Origin of the sequence: Streptomyces xanthii (genome assembly GCF_014621695.1) — a bacterium.
Lineage (GTDB): Bacteria > Actinomycetota > Actinomycetes > Streptomycetales > Streptomycetaceae > Streptomyces > Streptomyces xanthii.
In genome coordinates this window covers 6,903,214-6,923,698 of sequence record NZ_CP061281.1, presented here as the reverse complement: position 1 = coordinate 6,923,698, position 20,485 = coordinate 6,903,214, and the positions used below count along the sequence as shown (strand labels likewise).

Genomic DNA, 20,485 nt, shown 5'->3' with positions numbered 1-20,485 from the left:
CCCGGATCCTACCCAGCCCGTCCGCTCATGCGCGATGGATCGGCCCGGCCAGACCGCTCAGCGGCGCGCCCGTTCCGCCCCGGCGTGCCGCGACGATCTCCGCCCCGATCGACACGGCCGTCTCCTCCGGCGTGCGTCCGCCGAGGTCGAGCCCGATCGGCGAGCGCAGCCGTGCCAGTTCGGCGTCGGTCAGGCCCGCCTCCCGCAGCCGCTCCAGTCGGTCCTCGTGGGTGCGGCGCGAGCCCATCGCCCCGATGAACGCGGCGGGCCGGCGCAGCGCTTCCTCCAGGAGCGGCACGTCGAACTTGGCGTCGTGCGTGAGCACGCACAGCACCGTCCGCTCGTCGGTGCGCGTGCCCCGCAGATAGCGATCGGGCCATTCGACGACGACCTCGTCCGCCTCAGGGAAGCGGGTCGGCGTCGCGAACACGGCGCGGGCGTCGCACAGGGTCACGTGGAAGCCGAGCAGCTTGCCGACCCGGACGAGCGCCCCGGCGAAGTCCACCGCGCCGAACACGATCATCCGCGCCGGCGGCACCGACGACTCCACGAACAGGGAGACGTCGCCGCCGCAGCGCGCCGAGCTCTCGGGCACCGCGCACACCCCGGTCCGCCCGAGGTCGAGCAGTGCGCCGGTCTGCGCGGCGAGCGCGGCGTCGTCCGCCGAGCCCAGGTCCCCGGCGGTCGAACCGTCGGGCCGCACCATGAGCACGCGGCCGTCGGCGGGCAGTTCGCCGGGCCCGTCGAGGACCCGGGCGAGCGCCACCGGTTCGCCGCGCGCGGCGAGCGCGAACGCCTCGGTGAGCGCGGCCCGGCCGGGCGAGTCCGCCCGGACCGGGACGACGTGCACCTCGACGCTGCCGCCGCAGGTGAGCCCCACGGCGAACGCGTCGTCGTCGCTGTACCCGAAGCGCTCGCGCCGCACGGTGCCGTCGCGCAGCGCCTCGGCGCACAGTTCGTACACCGCGCCCTCGACGCAGCCTCCGGACACCGAGCCGATCGCCTCGCCCGCCGCGTCGACGGCGAGGGCCGCGCCGGGCGGCCGGGGCGCGCTGCCGCTCACCGAGACGACGGTGGCGACGGCGAACTCCCGGCCCTGCGCGGCCCATTCACCGAGCGGCCCGGCGAGGTCAAGCATGCGGCGTGTCCCCTCCGGCCTCGGCGAGCAGCACCCGGTCGGGGCGGATCGGCAGGTCGCGGTGGCGGAAGCCGGTCGCGTGGTGCACCGCGTTGGCGATGGCGGCGGCGGTGCCGACGATGCCGATCTCGCCGATGCCCTTGATGCCGACGGGGTCGTCGGGGTCCGGGTCGTCGATCCAGGCGGCCTCGATCTCCGGCACGTCCGCGTTGGCGGCGACGTGGTACCCGGCGAAGTCGGCGCCGACGTGCCCGCCGGTCGCCTCGTCGCGGACGGCCTCCTCGTGCAGCGCCATCGACAGGCCCCAGGTCATGCCGCCGATCAGCTGGCTGCGCGCGGTGAGCGGGTTGACGATGCGGCCCGCCGCGAAGACGCCGAGCAGCCGCCTCACCCGTACCTCTCCGGTGGTGACGTCGACGGCGACCTCGGCGAACTGGGCGCCGAACGCGTGCCGTTCCTTCTCGGCGAGGGTGGCGATCAGCGCGGCCGTGTCGGTGCGGGCGGTGATGCCGTCGGCGGGGATGTCGACCCCGGCGACGAGCTTCTCGCGCAGTTCCGCGCCGGCGGCCATGACGGCCCAGCCCCAGGAGCGGGTGCCCATGGAGCCGCCCGCGACCCAGGCGGGCCCGAAGTCGCTGTCGGCGATCCGGACGTGGACCCGCTCGGGCGCAACGTCGAGGGCGTCGGCGGCGATCGAGGTGAGCGCGGTGCGGGCGCCGGTGCCGACGTCGGCGGCGGCGATCCTCACCGTGAACGTGCCGTCCTGCTCGGCGGTCACGGACGCGGTCGAGGGAGCGGCGCCGGTGAAGAAGCGGGCGGCGGCGACACCGGTGCCGATGAGCCAGCGGCCCTCGCGGCGGGCACGCGGGCGCGGGTCGCGCTCGCTCCAGCCGAAGCGGCGGGCGCCCTCCTCCAGGCAGCCGAGCAGGTTGCGGCTGCTGAACGGGAGGCCGGAGAGGGGCGCGGCGGTCGGCTCGTTGCGCACACGCAGGGCGATCGGGTCCAGGCCGAGCCGCTCGGCGAGTTCGTCGATCGCGGACTCGACGGCGAAGGAGCCGGGCGCCTCGCCGGGCGCGCGCATCCAGGTCGGGGTGGCCACGTCGACGGGCGTGACCCGGTCGAGGGTGCGCAGCGCGTCGGTCGCGTACATGGCGTGCCCGTACCCGGCGCTGGCCTCGACGAACTCGCGCAGGTTCGAGGTCATGCACTGGGCCTCGTGCTCGAAGGCGCGCAGTCGTCCGTCGGCGTCGGCACCGAGCCGGACCCGCTGGGCGGTGGGGCTGCGGTAGCCGGTGATCGCGAAGACCTGGCGGCGCGTCAGCGAGATCCGTACGGGCCGCTGGAGCTCGGTGGCGGCCATGACGGCGGCGATGTGGTGCGCCCGCAGGCCCTTGGAGCCGAAGGCGCCGCCGACGTGCTCGGAGCGCACGTGCACGGTCTCGGGGTCGAGGGAGAACATGCGGGCGAGGTCGTCGGCGACCCACTTGCTGCCCTGGTTGGCGTCGAAGACCTCCAGGCGGCCGCCGTCCCAGCGGACGGTGACCGCGTGCGGCTCCATGGCGCTGTGGTGCTGCTCGGGCGTCGTGTACGAGGCCTCGACGACGACGGCGGAGGCGGCGAGTTCCGCCGCCAGGTCGCCCTTGGAGTCCTCGCGGCCCTCGGGCGTGTAGGTGCCGGGCCGGTCCGCGGCGAAGACGACGTCGTGCGGCTCGGTCTCGTAGCGGACGACGAGCGCCTCGGCGGCCTCGCGGGCCTGCTCGGAGGTCTCGGCGACGACGAGCGCGACGGGCCAGCCGGCGTGCGGCACCTTGTCGTGCTGGAAGACCTCGACGATCGGGTCGGGCTGGCCGAGCGCGCCGAAGAACTCGGCGCTGACCCGCGGCGCGTTGCCGTGGTGCAGGACGGTGAGGACTCCGGGCAGGGCGCGGACGGCCTCGTCCTCGATCGCCGTGATCCGGCCCCGGGCGATCGTGGACAGGACGAGCCAGCCGTGGGTGAGGCCGGTGAACGGGATCTCGCTCGCGTAGCGCGCGGCGCCGGTGACCTTGGCGTGGCCCTCGATCCGGGTGCGCGCGACGCCGACCGCGTCGGGTTTCGCCGTGGTCGTCATCGGGCGGCCTCCTCGGTGAGTTCGGTGAGCAGCGCCACGACGAGATTACGCATCAGTGGCACCTTGTACGTGTTCTGCGGCAGCGGCCGCGCGGCGGAGAGCTCGGCGTCGGCGGCGGCCGCGAAGGTCTCGCCGGTGGCGGGCGCCCCGATGAGGACCTGCTCGGCGGCGCGGGCCCGCCAGGGACGGGAGGCGACCGCGCCGAACGCGAGCCGGGCGTCCTGGACGACGCCGTCGCGGACCTCCAGCGCCGCGGCGGCCGACCCGATCGCGAAGGCGTACGAGGCGCGCTCGCGGACCTTGCGGTAGCGGGAGCGGGCGGCGACGGGCGCGGGCGGCAGGACGAGGCCCGTGACGAGCGCGCCGGCCGGCAAAGCCGTCTCGAGGTGCGGGGTGTCGCCGACGGGGCGGTAGAAGTCGGCGAGCGGAAGCTCCCCGGGCCCGTCGGCGGTCTCGTAGGTGACGACGGCGTCGAACGCGGCGAGCGCGACGCCCATGTCGGAGGGGTGCACGGCGACGCAGGCGTCGCTCGCGCCGAGGATCGCGGCGTTGCGGTGCTCGCCGGCGAGGGCGGGGCAGCCGCTGCCCGGGTTCCGCTTGTTGCAGGGCTTGGTCACGTCGGTGAAGTAGCCGCAGCGGGTGCGCTGCAGCAGGTTGCCGCCGACGGTCGCCATGTTGCGCAGCTGGCCGGAGGCGCCGGCGAGCACGGCCTGGGTCAGGGCGGGGTAGCGGCGGCGCACGTCCGGGTGGGCGGCGAGGTCGCTGTTGGTGACGGTGGCGCCGACGCGCAGGCCGCCGTCGGGGGTGGACTCGACGCGGTCCAGGGGCAGTTCCGTCACGTCGACGAGCCGGCCGGGGCGTTCGACGCCCGCCTTCATCAGGTCGACGAGGTTGGTGCCGCCGCCGAGGAAGCGCGTCTCGGGGTCGGCGCCGGCGAGGGCGACGGCTCCGGACACGTCCAGGGCGCGCTCGTATCCGAACTCCCTCACGCGACGGTCTCCTTCTGGGTGGCGGCGGCGGCCTGGGCGACGGCCCGGACGATGGAGACGTAGGCGCCGCAGCGGCACAGGTTGCCGCTCATGCGCTCGCGGATCTCCTCGGGGCTCAGCGGCGGGGGTGCCGCCTCGGGGCTCACGTCCTCGGTCACGGCGGACGGCCAGCCGGCCGCGTGCTCCTCGATGACGGCGAGCGCGGAACAGATCTGGCCGGGGGTGCAGTAGCCGCACTGGTAACCGTCGAGGTCGACGAACGCCTGCTGCACCGGGTGCAGCGCGTCGCCCTCGGAGACGCCCTCGATGGTGGTGATCTCCCGGCCCTCGGCGGCGACGGCGAGCTGCAGACAGGCGACGGTCCTGCGGCCGCCGACGAGCACGGTGCAGGCACCGCACTGTCCGTGGTCGCAGCCCTTCTTGGTCCCGGTCAGGTCGAGCCGCTCGCGCAGGGCGTCGAGCAGGGTGGTGCGGTGGTCGACGGGCAGCGTGTGCTTCTCCCCGTTGATCTGCAGGGTGATGACGCTGGACGTGGCGGGGTCGGCCGATGGCATGAACAGCCTTCTTTCGCGGGTCTGTTGCGAGGAGAATCTGCGAATCTGCGAATCTGCGCGGTGCGGGGTCGGTGGCCGGACGGTGGTCGTCGCCGGCCCGGGCCGGGGTTAGAGTGCGGGCTAAGCGGACAGTTGTCCGTTCTGCGGCTCAGTAACGTAATCGACAACTGTCCCGCCCAGCAAGGACGTTTCCGCGCCACGGCCGAAGGAGGAGGCGTGCGGCAGCAGCCGGACAAGAGCCCCGCGCAGCGCGCGGACGCGCAGCGCAACCGTGCGCGCATCCTCGAGGTGGCCCTGGTGGAGCTGACGCGCTCGGCGCAGACACCACTGAGCACGATCGCCCGGCTCGCGGGGGTCGGTCAGGGCACGTTCTACCGGAACTTCCCGAGCCGCGAGGCGCTCGTCCTGGAGGTGTACCGCTACGAGGTGCAGCAGGTCGCCGACGCGGCGGAGCAGCTCCTGCGGACGCGGGCGCCGGAGGTGGCGCTGCGCGAGTGGATGGACCGGCTGGCCCGGTACGCGATGGCGAAGGCGGGTCTCGCGGACGCGCTGTGCGCGGCGACGAGCGCCCGGGGCACGTTCAAGTCCCTGGCCCAGGGTCCGCTGACGGGGGCGCTGGAGCTGCTGCTCGCGGCGAACGACCGGGCGGGCGCGATTCGCCCCGGCGTGAGCCCGGACGACTTCATGCTGGCGATCGCCGGGCTGTGGCAGATCGATCCGCATTCCGACTGGGAGCCTCGGGCCGGGCGGCTGCTCGATCTGGTGATGGACGGATTGCGGGCGGGGCGCTCCGCGGGTTGAGCGGGGGTTCGGGAGGCGCGTCTGCCATGTCGTGGTGCGTCGCCGGGTGCGGGTTCGTCGTGGCTGGTCGCGCAGTTCCCCGCGCCCCTGGGGGTGCGGCTTCGCCGCTGCCCCAAGGGCGTCCTACGAGCGCTTGCGGCTTGCCGCCGCAGCGGGAACGCGAGCGCCTACGCGGCGGAGCCGCATATCGACTCGGCCCCGCGCCCCTGGGGGTGCGGCTTCGCCGCTGCCCCAAGGGCGGCGTCCTACGAGCGCTTGCGGGGCTTGCCGCCTCGGCGGGCTCCGGACTGCTTGGTGGCTGAGCGGGGGCGGGCGGCCGTGGTCGGCTTCTTCTGGGTCTTCTTCTGGGGCTTCTTGTCCTTCTGCGGCTGCTTCTTCTCGGGCTGGGTGCGGCCCCGGGAGCTGTTCACGGTGCGGCCGCGCACGATGCCGATGAAGTCCTCGACCTGGTCCGTGGTGCGCTCCTCCGGCCAGGCGAGCGCCACCGCGGAGCCGGGCGCGTCCGTCACGGTCCGGTAGGTGAGGTCGCGGCGGTGGTGCAGCCGGGCCAGCGACTGCGGCACGATCAGCAAACCCACGCCGGCGGCGACGAGCTCGATGGCGTCGGCCGTGGTCGCGGGCCGCTCGAAGGCGGGCTGCCCGGGCGGGCGCTCCCAGTCGAGCACGTCGTCGAGCGGGTGCTGCACGATCTCGTCGGCGAGGTCGGCGAGCGTGACCTCCTCGACGGCGGCCACGACGTGGTCCTTGGGCACGACGACGACGGTGGTCTCCGTGTAGAGCGGGATCGCGCTGAAGAACGTGCGGTCCACGGGCAGCCGCACCAGACCGGCGTCCGCCTCCCCGCCGCGCAGCACGCCGTCCACGTCGGCCGCGGCCACGGGGACGAGGGTCAGGGGGGTCCCGGGCAGCCGCTCGTTCCAGATCCGGACCCACTTGGCGGGGGTCGCTCCGGGTACGTAGGCGAGCCGGAACCCGGGGGTCGCCGAGGGGTCCGCCGCGGGGGTCTGTTCCGTGCCTGTCACGGAGCCAGGCTACCCGCCGTGGTCGGAGCTCTCCGCCGCGCTCGATACCCTTGACCTCATGACTTCGCACCAGAGCACCCAGACCATGAAGCCCGCCACCGCGGCGAAGAAGCTGGGTGTGTACCTCGACGCCACCCCCGCAGAGTTCCGGGAGGGCGTCGTCTCGCGCGCCGAGCTGGCCGCCCTGCAGGCCGACCCGCCGCAGTGGCTGCAGACCCTGCGCGCCGAGGGCCCGCACCCGCGCCCGGTGGTCGCGGAGAAGCTGGGCATCTCCATCGCGGGCCTGGCCCGCGGCGGCGTCACGGAGGCGCTCACGACGGCCCAGATCGCGGCGCTGAAGGACGAGAACCCGGAGTGGCTGCAGAAGGAGCGTGCCACGCAGTCCGAGGTCCGCAAGGAGAACGTCCGAGTGAAGAAGATGCACGCGGAGAAGGCCGAGCGCCAGGCCCGTCAGGCCCAGGACTGAGCCCGGCCGGGGCTCAGGGGCGACTCTCGGCCACCGGCTCCGTCCGCTCGTCGCGGCGCAGGGCGAGCAGGCCCGCCGGGACGAGCGCGGCGAGCACCAGGGCCGCGGCGGCCGTCCAGCCGCCGGCCTCGATCAGCGGGCCGGCCAGTCCGGCGCCGAGCGCGCCGGCGAGGAAGTAGAGCAGGAGATAGACCCCGCTGAGGCTGCCGCCCCGGCGCGGGTCGATCGCGAGGATACGGGCCTGGTTCGCGGCCTGCGCCGTGAAGCACCCGGCGTCGACGAGGGCGAGCCCGGCGGCGGTGACGGCGGGCCGGTCGAGCCCCGTGCACAGCAGCGCCGCCCCCACCGCCGCGACCGCCATGCTCCCGGCGATCACGACGCGCGGCGAGTACCGGTCCCCGAGCCGCCCGGCGGCGGGCAGCGCGGCGAAGCCGAGCACCCCGGCCAGGCTGTAGAGCCCGATCGTCCCCGCGTCCAGGCCGTACGGGGGCTGCCCGAGCCGCACGGTGAGCGCCACCCAGACCAGGCTGAACGCGAAGTACCAGAGGCTGCCGTTCAGGACGGCGCGGCGCAGGGTGCGGTGGCGGTGCAGCAGTTTGGGCAGCGCCACGAGCGTCGCGAGGTAGGTACCGGTGGGCTCGGGGCGTTCGGCGGGCAGCCACAGCCGGGCGGCGGCCGCGCAGGCCAGGACGAGCGCGGCGGACAGGAGCAGCATCCCGCGCCAGCCGACGGCGTCCGCGAGGGCCCCGCCGACGAGCCGGCTGAGCAGGATCCCGGCGGACATCCCGGCCGCGACCAGCGCGACGGCGTGCCCGCGCCGCCCCTCGGGGGCCCCGCGCCCGGCGATCGTGGAGGCCATGGCGCTGACACTGGCCCCGGCGCCGATGACGGCGTACGCGAGGAGCAGCGGGGCCGCGTGGTGGGCGAGCGAGGCGATGCCGAGCCCGGCCGCGAGCAGCAGGAGCTGCCCGGCGACGAGGCGCCTGGGCGCCGCCCGGTCGGCGAGCGGCAGCAGGAACGCGAACCCGGCGATGCAGCCGGCCAGCGCGGCCGTCGTGACGAGTCCGATCGCGGCGGCGGAGGTGCCGGTGTCGTGGGCGACGTCGCCGAGCGCGGGCTGGATGGCGTAGTTGTTGGCGAGCGCCACTCCGGCCGTGCAGGCCAGCAGTCCGACCGCGCCGCGTCGCAGGCTCACGGCGCGTCGCCCCGGACGAGGACGACGGCGTAACGGCACTCGTGCGCCGTGGAGTTGACGAAGACGCAGGGTGCGGGCCGCCCCAGTTCGACGGTGTCGCCCGCGTCCAGCTCGTGCACCGTGTCGCCCTCGTGGAAGGTGAGGTGCCCGTCGAGGACCCAGATGATCTGCCGGTGGAACGCGAACGCCGCCGCCGGGTACGGGACTTCCGCCCCGGCGGGGAGCCGGATCTCGGCGACCTCGGCGGGAAACCCGGGGCCCGAGACCTGCCGCCGGGTGTATCCGGTCTCCGGGTCGTTCCAGCGCGGCGCGGTGTCCGCGCGCCGCACCCGCTCCGCCGCCTCGCCGTCGGGGTCGAGGAGGGTGGCGACGCTCAGCCGGAACGCGGCCGAGAGCTTGCCGAGGACGACGGCGGTGGGGTTGCTCTCGCCGCGCTCGATCCGGTGGATCATCGCCCGTGACACCCCGGACTCCTCGGCGAGCTCCGCCAGCGTCCAGCGCCGCCGGTCCCGCTCGGCACGGATGCGGGCGCCGATGCGCTCCACCAGAGGGTCTACGATGTTGGACATGAATCCAATATACGAGATCGAGGAGCCCGGGCGGCAGGCGGTGACGGTCCGCCCGGCCCGGGCCACGGACCTGCCCCCCGTCCTGGCCATCCGCAACCACGCCATCGAGCACGGCACGGCGCTGTGGACGGACACCCCGCAGACCCGCGAGGAGGGCGCGGCCTGGCTCGGCGACCACCTGGAGCGGGGCTCGGCGTTCGTCGCGGAGCACGCGGGCGAGGTGGTCGGCTTCGCGGTCTACGGCCCGTGGAAGGCGTACTCCGGCTTCCGGCACACGGTCGAGAACTCGGTCTACGTGGCCGAGGGCCGGCACGGCCTGGGCATCGGCTCGGCGCTGCTGTCGACGCTCATCACCGCGGCGCGGGCGGCGGACCTGCACGTGATGATCGCCGGCATCGAGGCGCGCAACACGGCGTCGATCCGCCTGCACGAACGGCACGGCTTCGAGCACGCGGGGACGGTGCGGGAGGTGGGCCGCAAGTTCGGCCGCTGGCTGGACCTGACGCTGATGCGCCTGCCGCTCGACGAACCCCCGGAGGTTTCGGACAGCTGAGCACGGGGCGACACTAGGGCACACGGACACATCCGGGGGCCGCGCGCCGCGCGCCCCCGACGAACGGGGGTCTCGCTCATGGTCTACGGAATCGTCATCCTCGCCGTACTCGCGCTCGCGGGCGCCGCGTGCCTGGTCGCGCTGCGCCGCCGGGGCGGCCCGGGCGAGCGGGGCGCGGACGAAGCAGCCGCGGCGGCGCGGGGCCTGAACGAGGGCGTGTCGGCGGCGAGCGCGACGCGTCAGAACCTCGGCCCGTCCTGACCCGAACGCGCGGGTGCCCCGCCGCGCCGGTGACGGCGGGGCGGGGCACCGGGCTTCTTCCGTGCGGGCCGGATCAGGTGCGCGCGCGGGGCCTGCGCAGGAGCACGACGCCGCCGGCCAGCAGGAGCAGTCCCAGCACCGCCGCGCCGAGACCACCCAGCCAGAGGGGCTGCTCCATGGGGGCGTGGGCGGTCTTCGAGACGCCGGAGGGCGTCTCGAAGTGCTTCTCGCCGCGGTACTCGACGGGCTCCGCCTCGACTTCCTGACGGGTGTCGGCCGCCCTGACGGCCGCCGCCGCGTTCACGGGCCCGTAGCCGTCGAGCGCGCTGTGCCTGCCCGGGTGGCTCGCGGTGCGGGTGAGCGCGGAGCGGGCCTGGGCCGGGGTGAGGTCCGGGTACTCGGCGTACATCAGCGCGAGCACTCCGGCGGTCAGCGCCGTCGACACCGAGGTGCCGTCCCGCTTCGCGTAGCCGCCGGAGCGTTCGGCGAGGGTGACGCCCACGCCGGGTGCCGCGACCGCGTTGTACGTCTTCACGTTGGACAGCGCGGCCCGGCCACCGCCGGGCCGGGTGGCCGCGACGGCGATCGCACTGGCGTAACCGGCGGGGAAATTGCCGTCGTTGGACTCGTCTCCGGCGTTGCCCGCGGCGGCCACGGTCGTGATGCCGCTGCTCGCCGCGTACCCGAGCGCGTTGGCGACGGGCCGCTGGTAGTCGGCGAACTTGTTGCCGAGGGACAGCGAGATCACGTCGGCGCCGTGCTCGACCGCGTAGTCGATGCCCTTCGCGATCGGGTCGCCGTCATGCCGGAAGGTGACCTCGCCGGTGTCCTCCTCGGCGGAGTCGTCGATCGAGCGGATCGAGAGGATCTTCGCCCGGGGCGCGACCTTGAGGATCGCGGAGGCCATGGCGGTGCCGTGCAGGCCCCAGTCGTCGTCGCTCGGGCTCTTGCCGTCCTTCATGAAGTCGGGCCCGGTCGTGACGTGCCCCTTGACGGAGGGGTGGTCCGGGTCGACGCCCGAGTCGATGACGGCGACGGTGACACCCTCGCCCTGGCTGAGGCGCTGCGCGGCCGGCAGACCGAGCGCCGCGTTCTCCCAGCCCGCGGGCACCGTGGTGGCGGCGGCCGCGGGCGCGGCGCCGGAGAGCGCCGCCCCGCCGACGAGTCCGACGAGCAGGCCGGCGGTCAGCGTGCCGCGCAGGGCGCGCCGCGAGCGGCCCGCCGTGTTCGTGGTCCGGGTGGTCACTTCACGCCCTCCAGCCGCAGGTCGTCGATGTGCCCCTCGAAGAGGCGGGCCACGTCGTGGGCCGTACCGGCCATGGCCTTGCGGTCGAAGAGCCCGGTGTCGTCGTCCTCGCCCCACTTGCCGGGCAGCCATCCGGCGACCCGCCCGTCGACCGAGCCGGTCGTGACGGCCAGCGCGTACGGGAGGTACTCGCCGTCGGTGGGCGTCAGGTCGGCGGCCGAGCGGCGCGCGTCGGACCAGTTCGCGGCGGCGGTGCCGGGCACCGGCAGCGCCCTGACGCCGGGCTCCTCGTTCTGATGGTCCTCGAAGAATTCCATCAGTTCCACGCGCCTCGACTCCTCCGGCGGCAGCACCACGAGGGCGACCGTCGCGAGGGTGTTGACGGTGGGGTCGACGTAGGTGGCACGCAGCACGGCCTTGCAGCCGAGCCGCTTCGCCGTCTTCCCGATGCTGCCGTCCAGCGCCTTCGCACAGGAGGTCTCCGCGGAGATGCCGAGGCGCTCCCACATCGCGTACTTGGGGTCGGTGGCGCCGGAGAGCATATCGGCGCGGCCGCCGATGGTCTTCGGGAAGAGCCGGTCGACCGGCTCGTCCTTCCAGAGGGTCAGCCCGTAGCGGGCGTTGGCGATGGTCTGCCGGCTGTTGCTGTACGCGTGCGCGGCGAGCGCGGAGCCGCCGAGCAGCAGCAGGGCGCCGAGGACGCACAGGACGACGCCTCCCGCACTGCGCCCGCCGCTCCGGGCGGGCGGGGCGGGCTGGGCGGCAGCGGGCGGCGGACCCCAACCCGGCGGCATCTGCCCCTGGTTCGCGGGCGGAATGGAATGAGACATGTCTCCCCCGATGGACGAACGGTGAACGTCAGACTCTATGCACCCGCACCGCCGGCGACCGCACGGCCCTCACCTGCGACACAGAACGCCACATCGCTCAACAGGCCCTGACACAGCGGGAGTTGAGCACTCTTGCCGGCGGCCGCACCCCTCCCCCACCGAAGGCTCCGACGCCACGCCGCACAAGAACCCCACAGACGTGATCACTGACCTGCTGTTCCTTCACCATGACGTCAATCGATTGAGACGAGACGCATCGTCTTGTACAGTAGCGGCATGGCCTTCTACTTCTTCCTCTGAGTCCGGGCACGGCGCCTCGTCGCCGTCACCGCCACCCGTGCACACCTCACACCTCAGGGAAGTCACATGCGCGAACGCGCCCGTACCGCCGTGCCCGCCGCCACGGCGCAGCTGTCCGTCAAGGACGTCACGAAGTCCTACGGCACCCGGGCCGTCCTCGACCAGGTCACCTTCACCGTCCGACCGGGTGAGAAGGCCGCGGTCATCGGCGAGAACGGGGCCGGCAAGTCCACCCTCCTGCGGCTGCTCGCCGCCGCCGAGGCGCCGGACGACGGGGAAGTCACCGTCCGCTTCCCCGGCGGCACCGGTCACCTCGCCCAGACCCTCGCCCTCTCCCCCGACCGCACCGTGCAGGACGCCGTCGACCTCGCGCTGAGCGAACTGCGGGACATGGAACGCCGGTTGCGCGCGGCGGAGGAGGGGCTCGGCGAGGCGACTCAGGACGAGCTGGCCGCGTACGGCGAACTCCTGCTCGCCTATGAGGAACGCGGTGGGTACGAGGCCGACGTCCGGGTGGACGCCGCCCTGCACGGGCTGGGACTCGCCGGAGTCACCCGCGAGCGGCCGCTCGGCTCGCTGTCGGGCGGCGAGCGGTCCCGGCTCGCCCTTGCCTGTGTGCTGGCCGCGGCACCCGAACTGCTCCTGCTCGACGAGCCGACGAACCATCTCGACGCGGCGGCCGTGCGCTGGCTCCAGGAGCATCTGCGCGCCCATCGCGGCACCGTCGTCGCCGTGACCCACGACCGGCTCTTCCTGGAGCGCGTCGCGACGACGATCCTGGAGGTCGACCGGGACAGCCGCACGGTGCACCGGTACGGCGACGGGTGGGCCGGCTACCGCGCCGCGAAGGCATCGGCGCGCCGCCGCGCCGTGCAGGAACACGCGGAGTGGATCGAGGAGTTGGCCCGCACCGAGGAGCTGGTGGCGGCCGCCGGGAGACGGCTCGCGACGACCGGCAAGGATCCGGGGCAGGGCTTCGGCAAGCACCGCCGCTCGCACGAGGCGAAGCTCGGCGGACAGGTGCGGGCGGCCCGCGAACGGCTGGCGCACCTGTGGCGCACACCGGTGCCCGAGCCCGCGGCCCCGCTCCGGTTCACCGCGGCGCTCACGACGACGTCCGGCGCCCGGCCCGGCGAGGACGGCCCCCTCGTCGCACTGGAGGGCGTCCGGGTCGGCGACCGGCTGCGCCTGGACGGACCCCTGACGGTCGGCGCCGGTGAGCGGCTCCTCGTCACGGGCGCCAACGGCGCCGGGAAGTCGACGCTGCTGCGGGTTCTGGCCGGCGACCTCGCACCGGACACGGGGACGGTGCGCATCGCCGCCCGGATCGGCTACCTGGCACAGGAGTTGCCCACGCGGTCCACGCGGCTGCCGCTGCTCGCCGCGTTCGCGGCCGGGTCGCCCGGCCCGCCCGACGAACACGCCGAACGGCTGCTCGCCCTCGGCCTGTTCCGCGAGGAGGACCTGCGCGTGCCGGTCGCGGAACTGTCCGCCGGACAGCAGCGGCGGCTCCAGCTCGCCCGCCTGGTCACGCGTCCCGCCGACGTCCTCGTCCTCGACGAGCCGACGAACCACGTGGCGCTCGACCTCGTGGAGGACCTGGAGGCGGCCCTGGCCGTGTATCCGGGCGCGGTCGTCGTGGTCTCGCACGACCACGCCTTCCGCGAACGGTTCCCGGGCCGCCGTCTGGCACTGAACGCCGGTCGCCCGGCCTGACCTCAGGACCCGAGGTCGGCGGTGCGCTCGTCGAGGAGCCCCGCCGACCGGAGGTCGGGCCAGAGGCCGGCCGGGATCTCCGTGGCGTACGCGGCGAGGTCGCGGCGTACCTCGTCCGCGCTGCGCATGCCGACGACGACTCCGGCGACGGCGGGGTGGAGCAGCGGGAAGGCCAGGGCCGCCTGCGGGACCGTCACGCCGTGGGCGGCGCAGACATCGGCGATGCGGTGGGTCCGGGCGAGGAGGTCGGTGGTGGCGGGGCCGTAGTCGTACCGGGCGTCCTTGGTGGGGCGGTCGGTGGCCAGCAGGCCGGAGTTGAAGACCGACGCGGCCAGAACGGAGACGCCGCGTGCGGCGCAGGCGGGCAGCAGTTCGTCCAGGGCGCTGTGGTCGAGGAGGGTGTACCGGCCGGAGAGCATGACGACGTCCGCGTCGGTCTCGCGCACCAGGCGGGCCAGCTTCCCGGGGTCGTACATGCCCGCGCCGATCGCCCCGACCACGCCCTGGGCGCGCAGTTCGGCCAGCGCCGGATATCCGGTGCGCAGCGCCTCCTCGAAGTGTTCCTCGGCGTCGTGCAGGTACAGCACGTCGACGCGGTCGAGGCCGAGCCGGGCGAGGGAGTCCTCGACGCTGCGCAGGACGCCGTCGCGGGAGAAGTCCCAGATCCGGCGGTGGGTGGCCGGCACCACGAACCGTTCGTCGGTGCGGCCGCCCGCCTCCTGCGGCACCAGCAGCCGGCCCACCTTGGTGGACAGGGTGAACGCGGTCCGTTCCTTGCCGCGCAGGAAGGCGCCGGTGCGGCGTTCGGACTGGCCGATGCCGTAGTGGGGCGAGGTGTCGAAGGAGCGGACGCCGCCGTCCCAGGCGGCGGCCAGGGCCCCCGCCGCCGTGTCGTCGTCCAGCGCGGCGAACAGGCCGCCCAACGGGCCGCCGCCGAAGCTGAGTTCCGTGACCTCGACCTCGGTGCGCCCGAGTCGTCGTGTCCGCATGTCTCTCCGTCCGGCCGGGTGGTGGGCGTTCGCCGACGACGTCGACCCTAGGCGCTCCCCCGGCCGGAACGCGGCGCGTCCGCGCGGCGGCCCTACGAGGCGGCGCCGGTCAGCGACAGGAACTCGCTGCGCGAGCGGGCGTCGGAGCGGAGGAGGCCCAGCATGGTCGAGGTCATGGTGCTGGAGCCGGTCGCCTGCACGCCGCGCAGGGTCATGCAGGAGTGCTCGGCCTCGATGACGACGCCGACGCCCTTGGGCTCGAGTTGGGTCTGGAGCCAGTCGGCGACCTGTTTGGTCAGGCGTTCCTGCACCTGCGGGCGGCAGGCGAAGTGCTCGACGACGCGGGCCAGTTTGGACAGCCCCAGGATGCGGGAGCCGGGCAGGTAGCCGACGTGGGCGGTGCCGGTGAAGGGCAGCAGATGGTGCTCGCACACGGACCGCAGCGGGATGCGGCGGGCCAGGACCAGTTCGTCGTAGCCCTCGTCGTTGGGGAAGGTCGTCAGGTCGAAGGGGCGTGGGCTGAACAGTTCCGCGTAGGCGCGGGCCATGCGGCCCGGGGTGCCGCGCAGGCTCTCGGAGGCGGTGGAGATCCCGAGGGCTTCGAGGAACTGTCCGGCGGCCGTCTCGGCGGCGGCCAGGTCGATGCCCTCGGGCTGGTGGACGACGCGCAGGGCCGGCGGGGCGGAGGGCGCCTGCTGGGTGGCGAGGCGCGCGGCGGTTCCGTACGAGTACTCGCTCATGTCAGCTGCCCCCGACGCCCAGGGCGGTCAGCAGGACGAGGACGAGGGTGACGACGGCGAACAGGCCGTGGGCCAGCACGACGGCGACCGGGAAGTGCCGTTCGGCGGGGGCCTCGTCCGTCGCGGGGCCGTGCGCGGTCGCCCTGGCGCGGTACACGGGGATCCAGCGGGCCAGCATCACGAAGCCGAGCAGGGCGACGGGCAGCAGCAGGCCGAACGCGGTCCAGGCGAGGGCGTCCTTGTCCGCCACCACATGGGCGATCCAGACGACGAGCCCGATCGCGGCGAGGGCGAAGTGCCCGAACACGACGGGGGCGGGGAGCCTGCTGGTGCCGGACTGCTGCTGCCGCAGCCCGCCGCGCTGGATCCAGGTGCCGAGCATGTAGAAGCCGCCCAGGGCTGTGACCAGCCAGGCGATCAATGCGGCGATGTCCATGGGGAACTCCGAGGAATCGGGATGACGGGGAGATGGTGTGGCGGGGGACGGAGTGACCGGGTGACCGTCAGCGGGTGGTGCGGGTGGTGCGGTCCGCATCGGATGCGGACGGCCGGGTCGTCGTGAAGCCCTCGGCCTGCTTCCGCTCGTCCGCGACGCGCACGCCGTAGTGGTAGGCGAGCTTGCCGCCGAGGAACCCGGACGCGCCCAGGGCCGCCACGCTCACCGCGGACAGGACGAGCGGCCCGGTCCCGACGGCGCTGTCACGGCCGATGTCCTCGCCGTGGCGCCACAGGAAGTTGCCGACGTAGGCGGCGGTGACCAGCAGGTTCAGCGTCATGTGGACCAGCGCCGTCCGGAAGGCCGGGGTGCCGGGCGGGAGGGCGAAGAAGTCGAGGAAGCCGACCGTCGCGGCGAGCAGCGCGCCGATGACGCCGACGGCGATCAGCCACTGCGAGGACTGGGTCAGGAAGCCCGGACGGCCGACGACGTGCGACGCGATGTCGAACACGAGGCTCGTCACCCACGCGCCGATCGGCACGGTCACCAGGATCGGATGGAAGGGGTGGCCGTAGGGCCCCGCGAGCAGGGAACTCACCGGTTGTTTCGCCTGAAGCTGCGGCTGACTGGGCATGGCGCGACCTCCCATTAGTTTCACCAATAAATGTTGGTCTTATTCGGCGGCGACGTCAAGCGGGGCAGCCCAGAAGACCCCGCACGACCTCTGCGCCCATCCGGGTGGGAGTTACTGTGGGGGTGTGGCTTCAGAAACGAGCGGGCAGCCGGAGCAGCCGGCACCGGGCGGCGACAACGCCATCGATTCGGTCAGCGTCCTGAGCGAGGACTCACGGCGCCGTATGTTCACGTTCATCCGGCGCGCCCGGCGCGCGGTGACGCGGGACGAGGCCGCCGCGAGCGTCGGCATCTCCCGCAAGCTCGCCGCGTTCCACCTCGACAAGCTGGTCACCGCGGGGCTGCTGCGGGCGCGGTACGAGGCCCCGGGCGGGGTCCGCAAGGTCGGCCGCCAACCAAAGGTGTACGAGCCGACCGACGCGCAGATCACGGTGAACATCCCGGACCGGCGCCACGAGTTGCTGGCCGGCCTGCTCCTGGACGCCGTCCTCACCGAGGGCGCGGACGAGAACGCGACGCAGGCCGCGCTGCGCACCTCCGAACGGCGCGGCAGGGAACTGGGCGAGGCGGCCCGCGAGGAGCTCCGCCCCGGCCGCATGGGACCGGAACGCGGCCTGACGGCCTGCGAACACCTCCTCGAAGCGGGCGGCTACGAACCCTTCCGTGAGACGCCCACTCGGCTCCGGCTCCGCAACTGCCCCTTCCACCCGCTGGCCGAGAAGGCCCCGGACCTGGTGTGCGGCATGAACCTGGCGTTCCTCGGCGGCTGTCTGAAGGGCCTTCAGGTCAACGGCATCGAGGCGGTGCTCGCCCCGGAGCCCGGCGAATGCTGCGTACGCCTGATGCCGAGCGCGCCGGACGCGGACCGGGAATCCGGACCAGAAGCAGCCGAGCCGCCTCCCGCCTAGGGTGACCGCGTGGACGTCTCAGACCTGGACACCGGGCAGGCCGCGCTGCGCGCCGAGGCGGAGCAGGTGTACCGGGACCTCGCGCTCGACACGTCACTGCCGCGCGGCGGACGGGAACCTAGAGGCTGGTGCGCGTCGCGTGCATCTCCTGGAAGAACGTGAGCTCCCCGTCGGGGCCCTCGCTGTAGCCCTTCCAGTGGAACGAGGTCGGGGTGACGTCGGTGAACGTCCAGCGGGAGCGCCTGCCTTCGGCGTCCGTGCCTTCCTGGATCATTCCGCCGGCGCCATCGGAGCGGCCGGTCTGCGTGAAGTAGGACGGTAGCTTGGGCGAGATCCAAGTGATCGTCCACAGCCCGGTGTTGACGTCGTACATGCGGACGGTGGTGCCGGGATAGCGGCCCATGAAGTCCGGGCAGTGGAGCACGTCCTGCACCACCCGGCCGCCGAGCGCCCACCCGAAGCGCCACTCCCCCGCGGCGGTCCGCCACTCCCCGTCCGGGAACCGGTAGCGGTTGCTGATCTCCCACGTCCCGACCAGCCGGCCGTAGAGCATCAACGCGTCGGCGTGCTCCGGATCCGGGCCGTCCGCCGAGAGGAGGTCCAGCATCGCGTCACGGGCGGGCGGGGACACGTTCATCGGGCTCACACCTTCGGCTGGGAGATCGGGGAGTACGCGTTCGACCGGCTGAGAATAGCCCGCCGCTCAGGGCGAGTTGCTCAGTCCGACAGGTCCCACAGCAGCCGGTAGTACGTGATCCGCTCCGGATCCGCTTCGATCCCGTACGCGTCGAGGAGCGCCTCCTCCCAGCCGGGGCCGTAGTTCCACCGTGTGCTCCACGTGGCGACGGCGAGATCGGCCCAGGGGTCGGCGACGCCGAGCGTGCCGAGGTCGACGTGACCGCTGTGTGTGCCGTCGTCGGCGACCAGGGTGTTGGGGGCGCAGGCGTCGCCGTGACAGACGACGAGCCGCTCGGCGGGCGGGATGTCGGCGAGCAGGCCGAGCGCCCGCTCGACCGTGCCGAGGTGCCGCAGGTCCGGGTGCCGTTCGGCGCGGTCGATCCGGCCGGCCGCGGCGCGGGCCCGCACCCGTTCCAGGCGCTTCTCGGCGGACCAGTCGAAGGGGCAGTCCGCGACGGGGAGCGTGTCGTGGAGCGCCCGCAGCCCGGAGCCGACGGCGCGGACGGCGGTTTTGGGGTCGCGCTTCCAGTGGTCGTCCACCGCGGAGCGCCCGGGCAGGCCCTGGGTGAGGATCCAGGTTGCGGTGCCGTCGGCGCCCTCGGCGAGCACACGCGGCACCGTGGTGTACGCCGACGCCCATCGCAGTCGTGCCGTCTCGGCGGCGAGGTCGATGCCGCTGCCGTGCGGCGTCCACTTCACGAACTGCCGTGCGTCGCCGAGCCCGACCTGAAACGTGAGCCCGCCGGCCTCGTTCTCCCAGACCGCCCGCACGGGCCGGCCCGCCGCGATCTCGGTGACGACGGGCGGGGCCTGTACGGGCTCTCGGGGCGCGGAGGCGATCATCGGGCCATTGTGGTCGACGGGCGGTGCCGCGTCCCGGCCCTTTTCGGCGAGGTGCCGGCGCCTCGCGGCGCCGGCACCCTGTTCAGCCCCAGAGGCCGAGGGCGAACTCCGCCGCCACCGTGGACAGGACGAACGACGCGATGATCGCCGTCGTGCCCACGGGGACGATCTTCCAGCCGATCTTCTTCAGCATCGGCAGGTCCTTGCCCAGGCTCAGGCCCGCGATGGTCAGGAGCATCGTGATGACCGAGAGGATGTCGACGCTCTCGCCGATCTGTGACAGCCGACCGGCGACGGGCGACACCGGCGAGGTGAGCAGGGCGCCGAGCGTGATGACGACGACGATCGCGGGGAGCCGGCCCCGGGTCACCCGGGAGACGCCCAGGCCCGCCAGGACGAGCGCGGCGAGGACCGCGTAACAGGCGATCATCGACCAGGTGAAGCCGTGCGCGGCGACGGCCGCGACGACGAGCCCGGTGCCGACGACGATGCTCGTGGTGGTCCACAGCGGCACGCGCGTGGTCGGCCGGGCGAGGACCTTCTCCACGTCGGCGGCCAGGTCCTGGGCCTCCGGCTCGGCCTTGGGCCGGCGGCCGGGCAGCACGGCGTCCTTGTCGCGGGTCAGCAGCCGGTAGCAGCGGTCGGCGAGCGGCAGGGAGACCCAGACGCCGATGTAGAGGCCGAGGACGCTGGTGATCAGGTTCGACGTGGAGGCGAGGGCGAGCGCCTGCTCCGACATCTCGGGGTGCACGGCGACGATCGACGCGGCGCCCGCGGCCATCATCGACGAGGAGCCGATGCCGGAACCCATGGCCAGGGCGCGCGGGTCGAAGATGCCGAGGGACGCGGCGAGCGAGGCGACGAGACTGACGACGAGCGCGCCGAAGATCGTGCCGTACACGTACATCGACAGCACGCCGCGGTACTGCGGCGAGTCGGCGCCGTAGCGCTCGCTCACCATCGCGAAGGACGTCTCCCGGTCGATGGAGAAAGTGGCGCCGATGGTCGCGGGGCCCATGCGCAGCAGCACGGCGAGCGGCAGGGCGACGAGGATCGTGCCGAACAGGTGCCCCGCTTCCTGGAGGAGCAGCGCGGGCCCGGCGTCGAGCAGCAGGGGAATGCTGGGGCCGATGGTGAACGCGAGCCGGGCACCCAGGACGAGCACCGCGATGCCCATGATCACGTTGGCGGCCTGCTGGAGGTCCACGGGCAGCGGCCTGATCCGCTGACCCGACGTGATGCCACCGGCCAGCAGACCCCAGATCATCGGAAGGAGCGTGACCGCCGCGACGCCGACCGGGACCACGATCGGGCCGATCGCCTGGGCGGCCGACGCGAAGACCACGGCGAACCCGATGAGGACCCAGAGGCGGGCGTCGCGCAGGGTGAGCCGTACTGCGGCCGGGGCGCCCTGTGAAGTGCTCACGGCGGCGGCTTCCTTGAGGGTGGAGTCGGTGCTCATTCATTGTCTCCTGGCTGGGAGGACACGGATTCCGGTGAGGGGACCG

At 73.8% G+C, this 20,485-nt stretch carries 22 protein-coding genes; 6 read left to right on the top strand and 16 right to left on the bottom strand.

Features of this window, described 5'->3' with window-relative positions; genetic code table 11:
• Positions 1 to 25: 25 nt before the first annotated feature.
• From IAG42_RS31315 to IAG42_RS31300, 4 genes are read right to left on the bottom strand one after another with little or no spacing between them, the layout of a single operon-like run.
• Positions 26 to 1,138, bottom strand: a complete 1,113-nt coding sequence (locus IAG42_RS31315; RefSeq protein ID WP_188340317.1) for an XdhC family protein — start codon at positions 1,136 to 1,138, stop codon at positions 26 to 28.
• Positions 1,131 to 3,248 (bottom strand): xanthine dehydrogenase family protein molybdopterin-binding subunit, encoded by a 2,118-nt coding sequence (locus IAG42_RS31310; protein ID WP_188340316.1) that lies wholly within the window; start codon positions 3,246 to 3,248, stop codon positions 1,131 to 1,133. Before IAG42_RS31310 ends, IAG42_RS31315 begins: the two co-directional genes overlap by 8 nt.
• Positions 3,245 to 4,237, bottom strand: a complete 993-nt coding sequence (locus IAG42_RS31305) for an FAD binding domain-containing protein (RefSeq protein ID WP_188340315.1) — start codon at positions 4,235 to 4,237, stop codon at positions 3,245 to 3,247. The genes IAG42_RS31310 and IAG42_RS31305 overlap by 4 nt, the downstream gene beginning before the upstream one ends.
• The gene (locus IAG42_RS31300) at positions 4,234 to 4,791 is read right to left on the bottom strand and encodes a 2Fe-2S iron-sulfur cluster-binding protein (protein WP_188340314.1); all 558 of its coding nucleotides are present in this window, start codon (positions 4,789 to 4,791) and stop codon (positions 4,234 to 4,236) included. The genes IAG42_RS31305 and IAG42_RS31300 overlap by 4 nt, the downstream gene beginning before the upstream one ends.
• Positions 4,792 to 5,007: 216 nt before the next feature.
• Here IAG42_RS31300 and IAG42_RS31295 point away from each other — a divergent pair, with 216 nt between their 5' ends.
• The gene (locus tag IAG42_RS31295) at positions 5,008 to 5,592 is read left to right on the top strand and encodes a TetR/AcrR family transcriptional regulator (protein ID WP_188340313.1); all 585 of its coding nucleotides are present in this window, start codon (positions 5,008 to 5,010) and stop codon (positions 5,590 to 5,592) included.
• Between the two features lie 245 nt (positions 5,593 to 5,837).
• On the opposite strand, the gene IAG42_RS31290 is transcribed toward IAG42_RS31295, so the two are convergent.
• Positions 5,838 to 6,614 (bottom strand): LysR family transcriptional regulator substrate-binding protein, encoded by a 777-nt coding sequence (locus tag IAG42_RS31290; RefSeq protein WP_188340312.1) that lies wholly within the window; start codon positions 6,612 to 6,614, stop codon positions 5,838 to 5,840.
• A gap of 58 nt (positions 6,615 to 6,672) precedes the next feature.
• Between IAG42_RS31290 and IAG42_RS31285 the strand changes: the two genes are divergently transcribed.
• Positions 6,673 to 7,080: a DUF5997 family protein gene (locus IAG42_RS31285; protein WP_188340311.1), complete on the top strand. Its 408-nt coding sequence runs from the start codon at positions 6,673 to 6,675 to the stop codon at positions 7,078 to 7,080.
• A gap of 13 nt (positions 7,081 to 7,093) precedes the next feature.
• Here the strand turns inward: IAG42_RS31285 and IAG42_RS31280 are convergent, their stop codons facing one another.
• A complete protein-coding gene (locus IAG42_RS31280) occupies positions 7,094 to 8,275 on the bottom strand; it encodes an MFS transporter (RefSeq protein WP_188340310.1) in 1,182 nt (393 codons plus the stop codon).
• A complete protein-coding gene (locus tag IAG42_RS31275; protein ID WP_188340309.1) occupies positions 8,272 to 8,844 on the bottom strand; it encodes a helix-turn-helix domain-containing protein in 573 nt (190 codons plus the stop codon). The genes IAG42_RS31280 and IAG42_RS31275 overlap by 4 nt, the downstream gene beginning before the upstream one ends.
• Between IAG42_RS31275 and IAG42_RS31270 the strand changes: the two genes are divergently transcribed.
• Both IAG42_RS31270 and IAG42_RS31265 read left to right on the top strand, forming a co-directional pair.
• On the top strand, positions 8,843 to 9,397 hold the full coding sequence (locus tag IAG42_RS31270) for a GNAT family N-acetyltransferase (protein WP_188340308.1): 555 nt from the start codon (positions 8,843 to 8,845) through the stop codon (positions 9,395 to 9,397). The two genes, IAG42_RS31275 and IAG42_RS31270, sit on opposite strands and share 2 nt — an antisense overlap.
• A gap of 78 nt (positions 9,398 to 9,475) precedes the next feature.
• Positions 9,476 to 9,658 carry a hypothetical protein gene (locus IAG42_RS31265; RefSeq protein ID WP_188340307.1) on the top strand — a complete coding sequence of 61 codons (183 nt, stop codon included), beginning with the start codon at positions 9,476 to 9,478 and terminating at the stop codon, positions 9,656 to 9,658.
• A gap of 73 nt (positions 9,659 to 9,731) precedes the next feature.
• On the opposite strand, the gene IAG42_RS31260 is transcribed toward IAG42_RS31265, so the two are convergent.
• Together IAG42_RS31260 and IAG42_RS38130 are read right to left on the bottom strand one after the other, a co-directional pair.
• Positions 9,732 to 10,904 carry a S8 family peptidase gene (locus IAG42_RS31260; protein WP_223206223.1) on the bottom strand — a complete coding sequence of 391 codons (1,173 nt, stop codon included), beginning with the start codon at positions 10,902 to 10,904 and terminating at the stop codon, positions 9,732 to 9,734.
• Positions 10,901 to 11,734, bottom strand: a complete 834-nt coding sequence (locus IAG42_RS38130; RefSeq protein ID WP_223206222.1) for a hypothetical protein — start codon at positions 11,732 to 11,734, stop codon at positions 10,901 to 10,903. The genes IAG42_RS31260 and IAG42_RS38130 overlap by 4 nt, the downstream gene beginning before the upstream one ends.
• A gap of 366 nt (positions 11,735 to 12,100) precedes the next feature.
• Here IAG42_RS38130 and abc-f point away from each other — a divergent pair, with 366 nt between their 5' ends.
• Positions 12,101 to 13,750 (top strand): ribosomal protection-like ABC-F family protein, encoded by a 1,650-nt coding sequence (abc-f, locus tag IAG42_RS31255; protein ID WP_188340305.1) that lies wholly within the window; start codon positions 12,101 to 12,103, stop codon positions 13,748 to 13,750.
• Between the two features lie 2 nt (positions 13,751 to 13,752).
• On the opposite strand, the gene IAG42_RS31250 is transcribed toward abc-f, so the two are convergent.
• The 4 genes from IAG42_RS31250 to IAG42_RS31235 form a co-directional block, all read right to left on the bottom strand.
• Positions 13,753 to 14,739 (bottom strand): aldo/keto reductase, encoded by a 987-nt coding sequence (locus tag IAG42_RS31250; RefSeq protein WP_188340304.1) that lies wholly within the window; start codon positions 14,737 to 14,739, stop codon positions 13,753 to 13,755.
• Between the two features lie 92 nt (positions 14,740 to 14,831).
• A complete protein-coding gene (gene folE, locus IAG42_RS31245) occupies positions 14,832 to 15,479 on the bottom strand; it encodes a GTP cyclohydrolase I FolE (protein WP_188340303.1) in 648 nt (215 codons plus the stop codon).
• Position 15,480: 1 nt separating this feature from the next.
• Positions 15,481 to 15,915: a hypothetical protein gene (locus tag IAG42_RS31240; protein ID WP_188340302.1), complete on the bottom strand. Its 435-nt coding sequence runs from the start codon at positions 15,913 to 15,915 to the stop codon at positions 15,481 to 15,483.
• 67 nt (positions 15,916 to 15,982) lie between these two features.
• Positions 15,983 to 16,549: a DUF2231 domain-containing protein gene (locus IAG42_RS31235; protein WP_188340301.1), complete on the bottom strand. Its 567-nt coding sequence runs from the start codon at positions 16,547 to 16,549 to the stop codon at positions 15,983 to 15,985.
• Positions 16,550 to 16,673: 124 nt separating this feature from the next.
• On the opposite strand from IAG42_RS31235, the gene IAG42_RS31230 reads away from it, so the two are divergent.
• Entirely contained in the window at positions 16,674 to 17,456 is a 783-nt protein-coding gene (locus IAG42_RS31230) for a helix-turn-helix transcriptional regulator (RefSeq protein ID WP_317453345.1), read from the top strand.
• Positions 17,457 to 17,574: 118 nt separating this feature from the next.
• Here the strand turns inward: IAG42_RS31230 and IAG42_RS31225 are convergent, their stop codons facing one another.
• From IAG42_RS31225 to IAG42_RS31215, 3 genes are all read right to left on the bottom strand, one after another.
• The gene (locus IAG42_RS31225; protein ID WP_188340300.1) at positions 17,575 to 18,093 is read right to left on the bottom strand and encodes a hypothetical protein; all 519 of its coding nucleotides are present in this window, start codon (positions 18,091 to 18,093) and stop codon (positions 17,575 to 17,577) included.
• An 80-nt stretch (positions 18,094 to 18,173) separates the two neighbouring features.
• A complete protein-coding gene (locus IAG42_RS31220; protein WP_188340299.1) occupies positions 18,174 to 18,977 on the bottom strand; it encodes an aminoglycoside 3'-phosphotransferase in 804 nt (267 codons plus the stop codon).
• A gap of 82 nt (positions 18,978 to 19,059) precedes the next feature.
• Positions 19,060 to 20,439, bottom strand: a complete 1,380-nt coding sequence (locus IAG42_RS31215; RefSeq protein ID WP_188340298.1) for a DUF3100 domain-containing protein — start codon at positions 20,437 to 20,439, stop codon at positions 19,060 to 19,062.
• Between the last annotated feature and the right edge of the window lie 46 nt (positions 20,440 to 20,485).

What these genes read in the sequence shown, in the direction of transcription:
- IAG42_RS31315 (WP_188340317.1), bottom strand. Translation starts at nt 1,138, where the DNA reads ATGCTTGACCTCGCCGGGCCGCTCGGTGAATGGGCCGCGCAGGGCCGG.
- IAG42_RS31310 (WP_188340316.1), bottom strand. Translation starts at nt 3,248, where the DNA reads ATGACGACCACGGCGAAACCCGACGCGGTCGGCGTCGCGCGCACCCGG.
- IAG42_RS31300 (WP_188340314.1), bottom strand. Translation starts at nt 4,791, where the DNA reads ATGCCATCGGCCGACCCCGCCACGTCCAGCGTCATCACCCTGCAGATC.
- IAG42_RS31285 (WP_188340311.1), top strand. Translation starts at nt 6,673, where the DNA reads ATGACTTCGCACCAGAGCACCCAGACCATGAAGCCCGCCACCGCGGCG.
- IAG42_RS31270 (WP_188340308.1), top strand. Translation starts at nt 8,843, where the DNA reads ATGAATCCAATATACGAGATCGAGGAGCCCGGGCGGCAGGCGGTGACG.
- IAG42_RS31275 (WP_188340309.1), bottom strand. Translation starts at nt 8,844, where the DNA reads ATGTCCAACATCGTAGACCCTCTGGTGGAGCGCATCGGCGCCCGCATC.
- IAG42_RS31265 (WP_188340307.1), top strand. Translation starts at nt 9,476, where the DNA reads ATGGTCTACGGAATCGTCATCCTCGCCGTACTCGCGCTCGCGGGCGCC.
- IAG42_RS38130 (WP_223206222.1), bottom strand. Translation starts at nt 11,734, where the DNA reads ATGTCTCATTCCATTCCGCCCGCGAACCAGGGGCAGATGCCGCCGGGT.
- abc-f (WP_188340305.1), top strand. Translation starts at nt 12,101, where the DNA reads ATGCGCGAACGCGCCCGTACCGCCGTGCCCGCCGCCACGGCGCAGCTG.
- IAG42_RS31250 (WP_188340304.1), bottom strand. Translation starts at nt 14,739, where the DNA reads ATGCGGACACGACGACTCGGGCGCACCGAGGTCGAGGTCACGGAACTC.
- folE (WP_188340303.1), bottom strand. Translation starts at nt 15,479, where the DNA reads ATGAGCGAGTACTCGTACGGAACCGCCGCGCGCCTCGCCACCCAGCAG.
- IAG42_RS31240 (WP_188340302.1), bottom strand. Translation starts at nt 15,915, where the DNA reads ATGGACATCGCCGCATTGATCGCCTGGCTGGTCACAGCCCTGGGCGGC.
- IAG42_RS31235 (WP_188340301.1), bottom strand. Translation starts at nt 16,549, where the DNA reads ATGCCCAGTCAGCCGCAGCTTCAGGCGAAACAACCGGTGAGTTCCCTG.
- IAG42_RS31225 (WP_188340300.1), bottom strand. Translation starts at nt 18,093, where the DNA reads ATGAACGTGTCCCCGCCCGCCCGTGACGCGATGCTGGACCTCCTCTCG.
- IAG42_RS31220 (WP_188340299.1), bottom strand. Translation starts at nt 18,977, where the DNA reads ATGATCGCCTCCGCGCCCCGAGAGCCCGTACAGGCCCCGCCCGTCGTC.
- IAG42_RS31215 (WP_188340298.1), bottom strand. Translation starts at nt 20,439, where the DNA reads ATGAGCACCGACTCCACCCTCAAGGAAGCCGCCGCCGTGAGCACTTCA.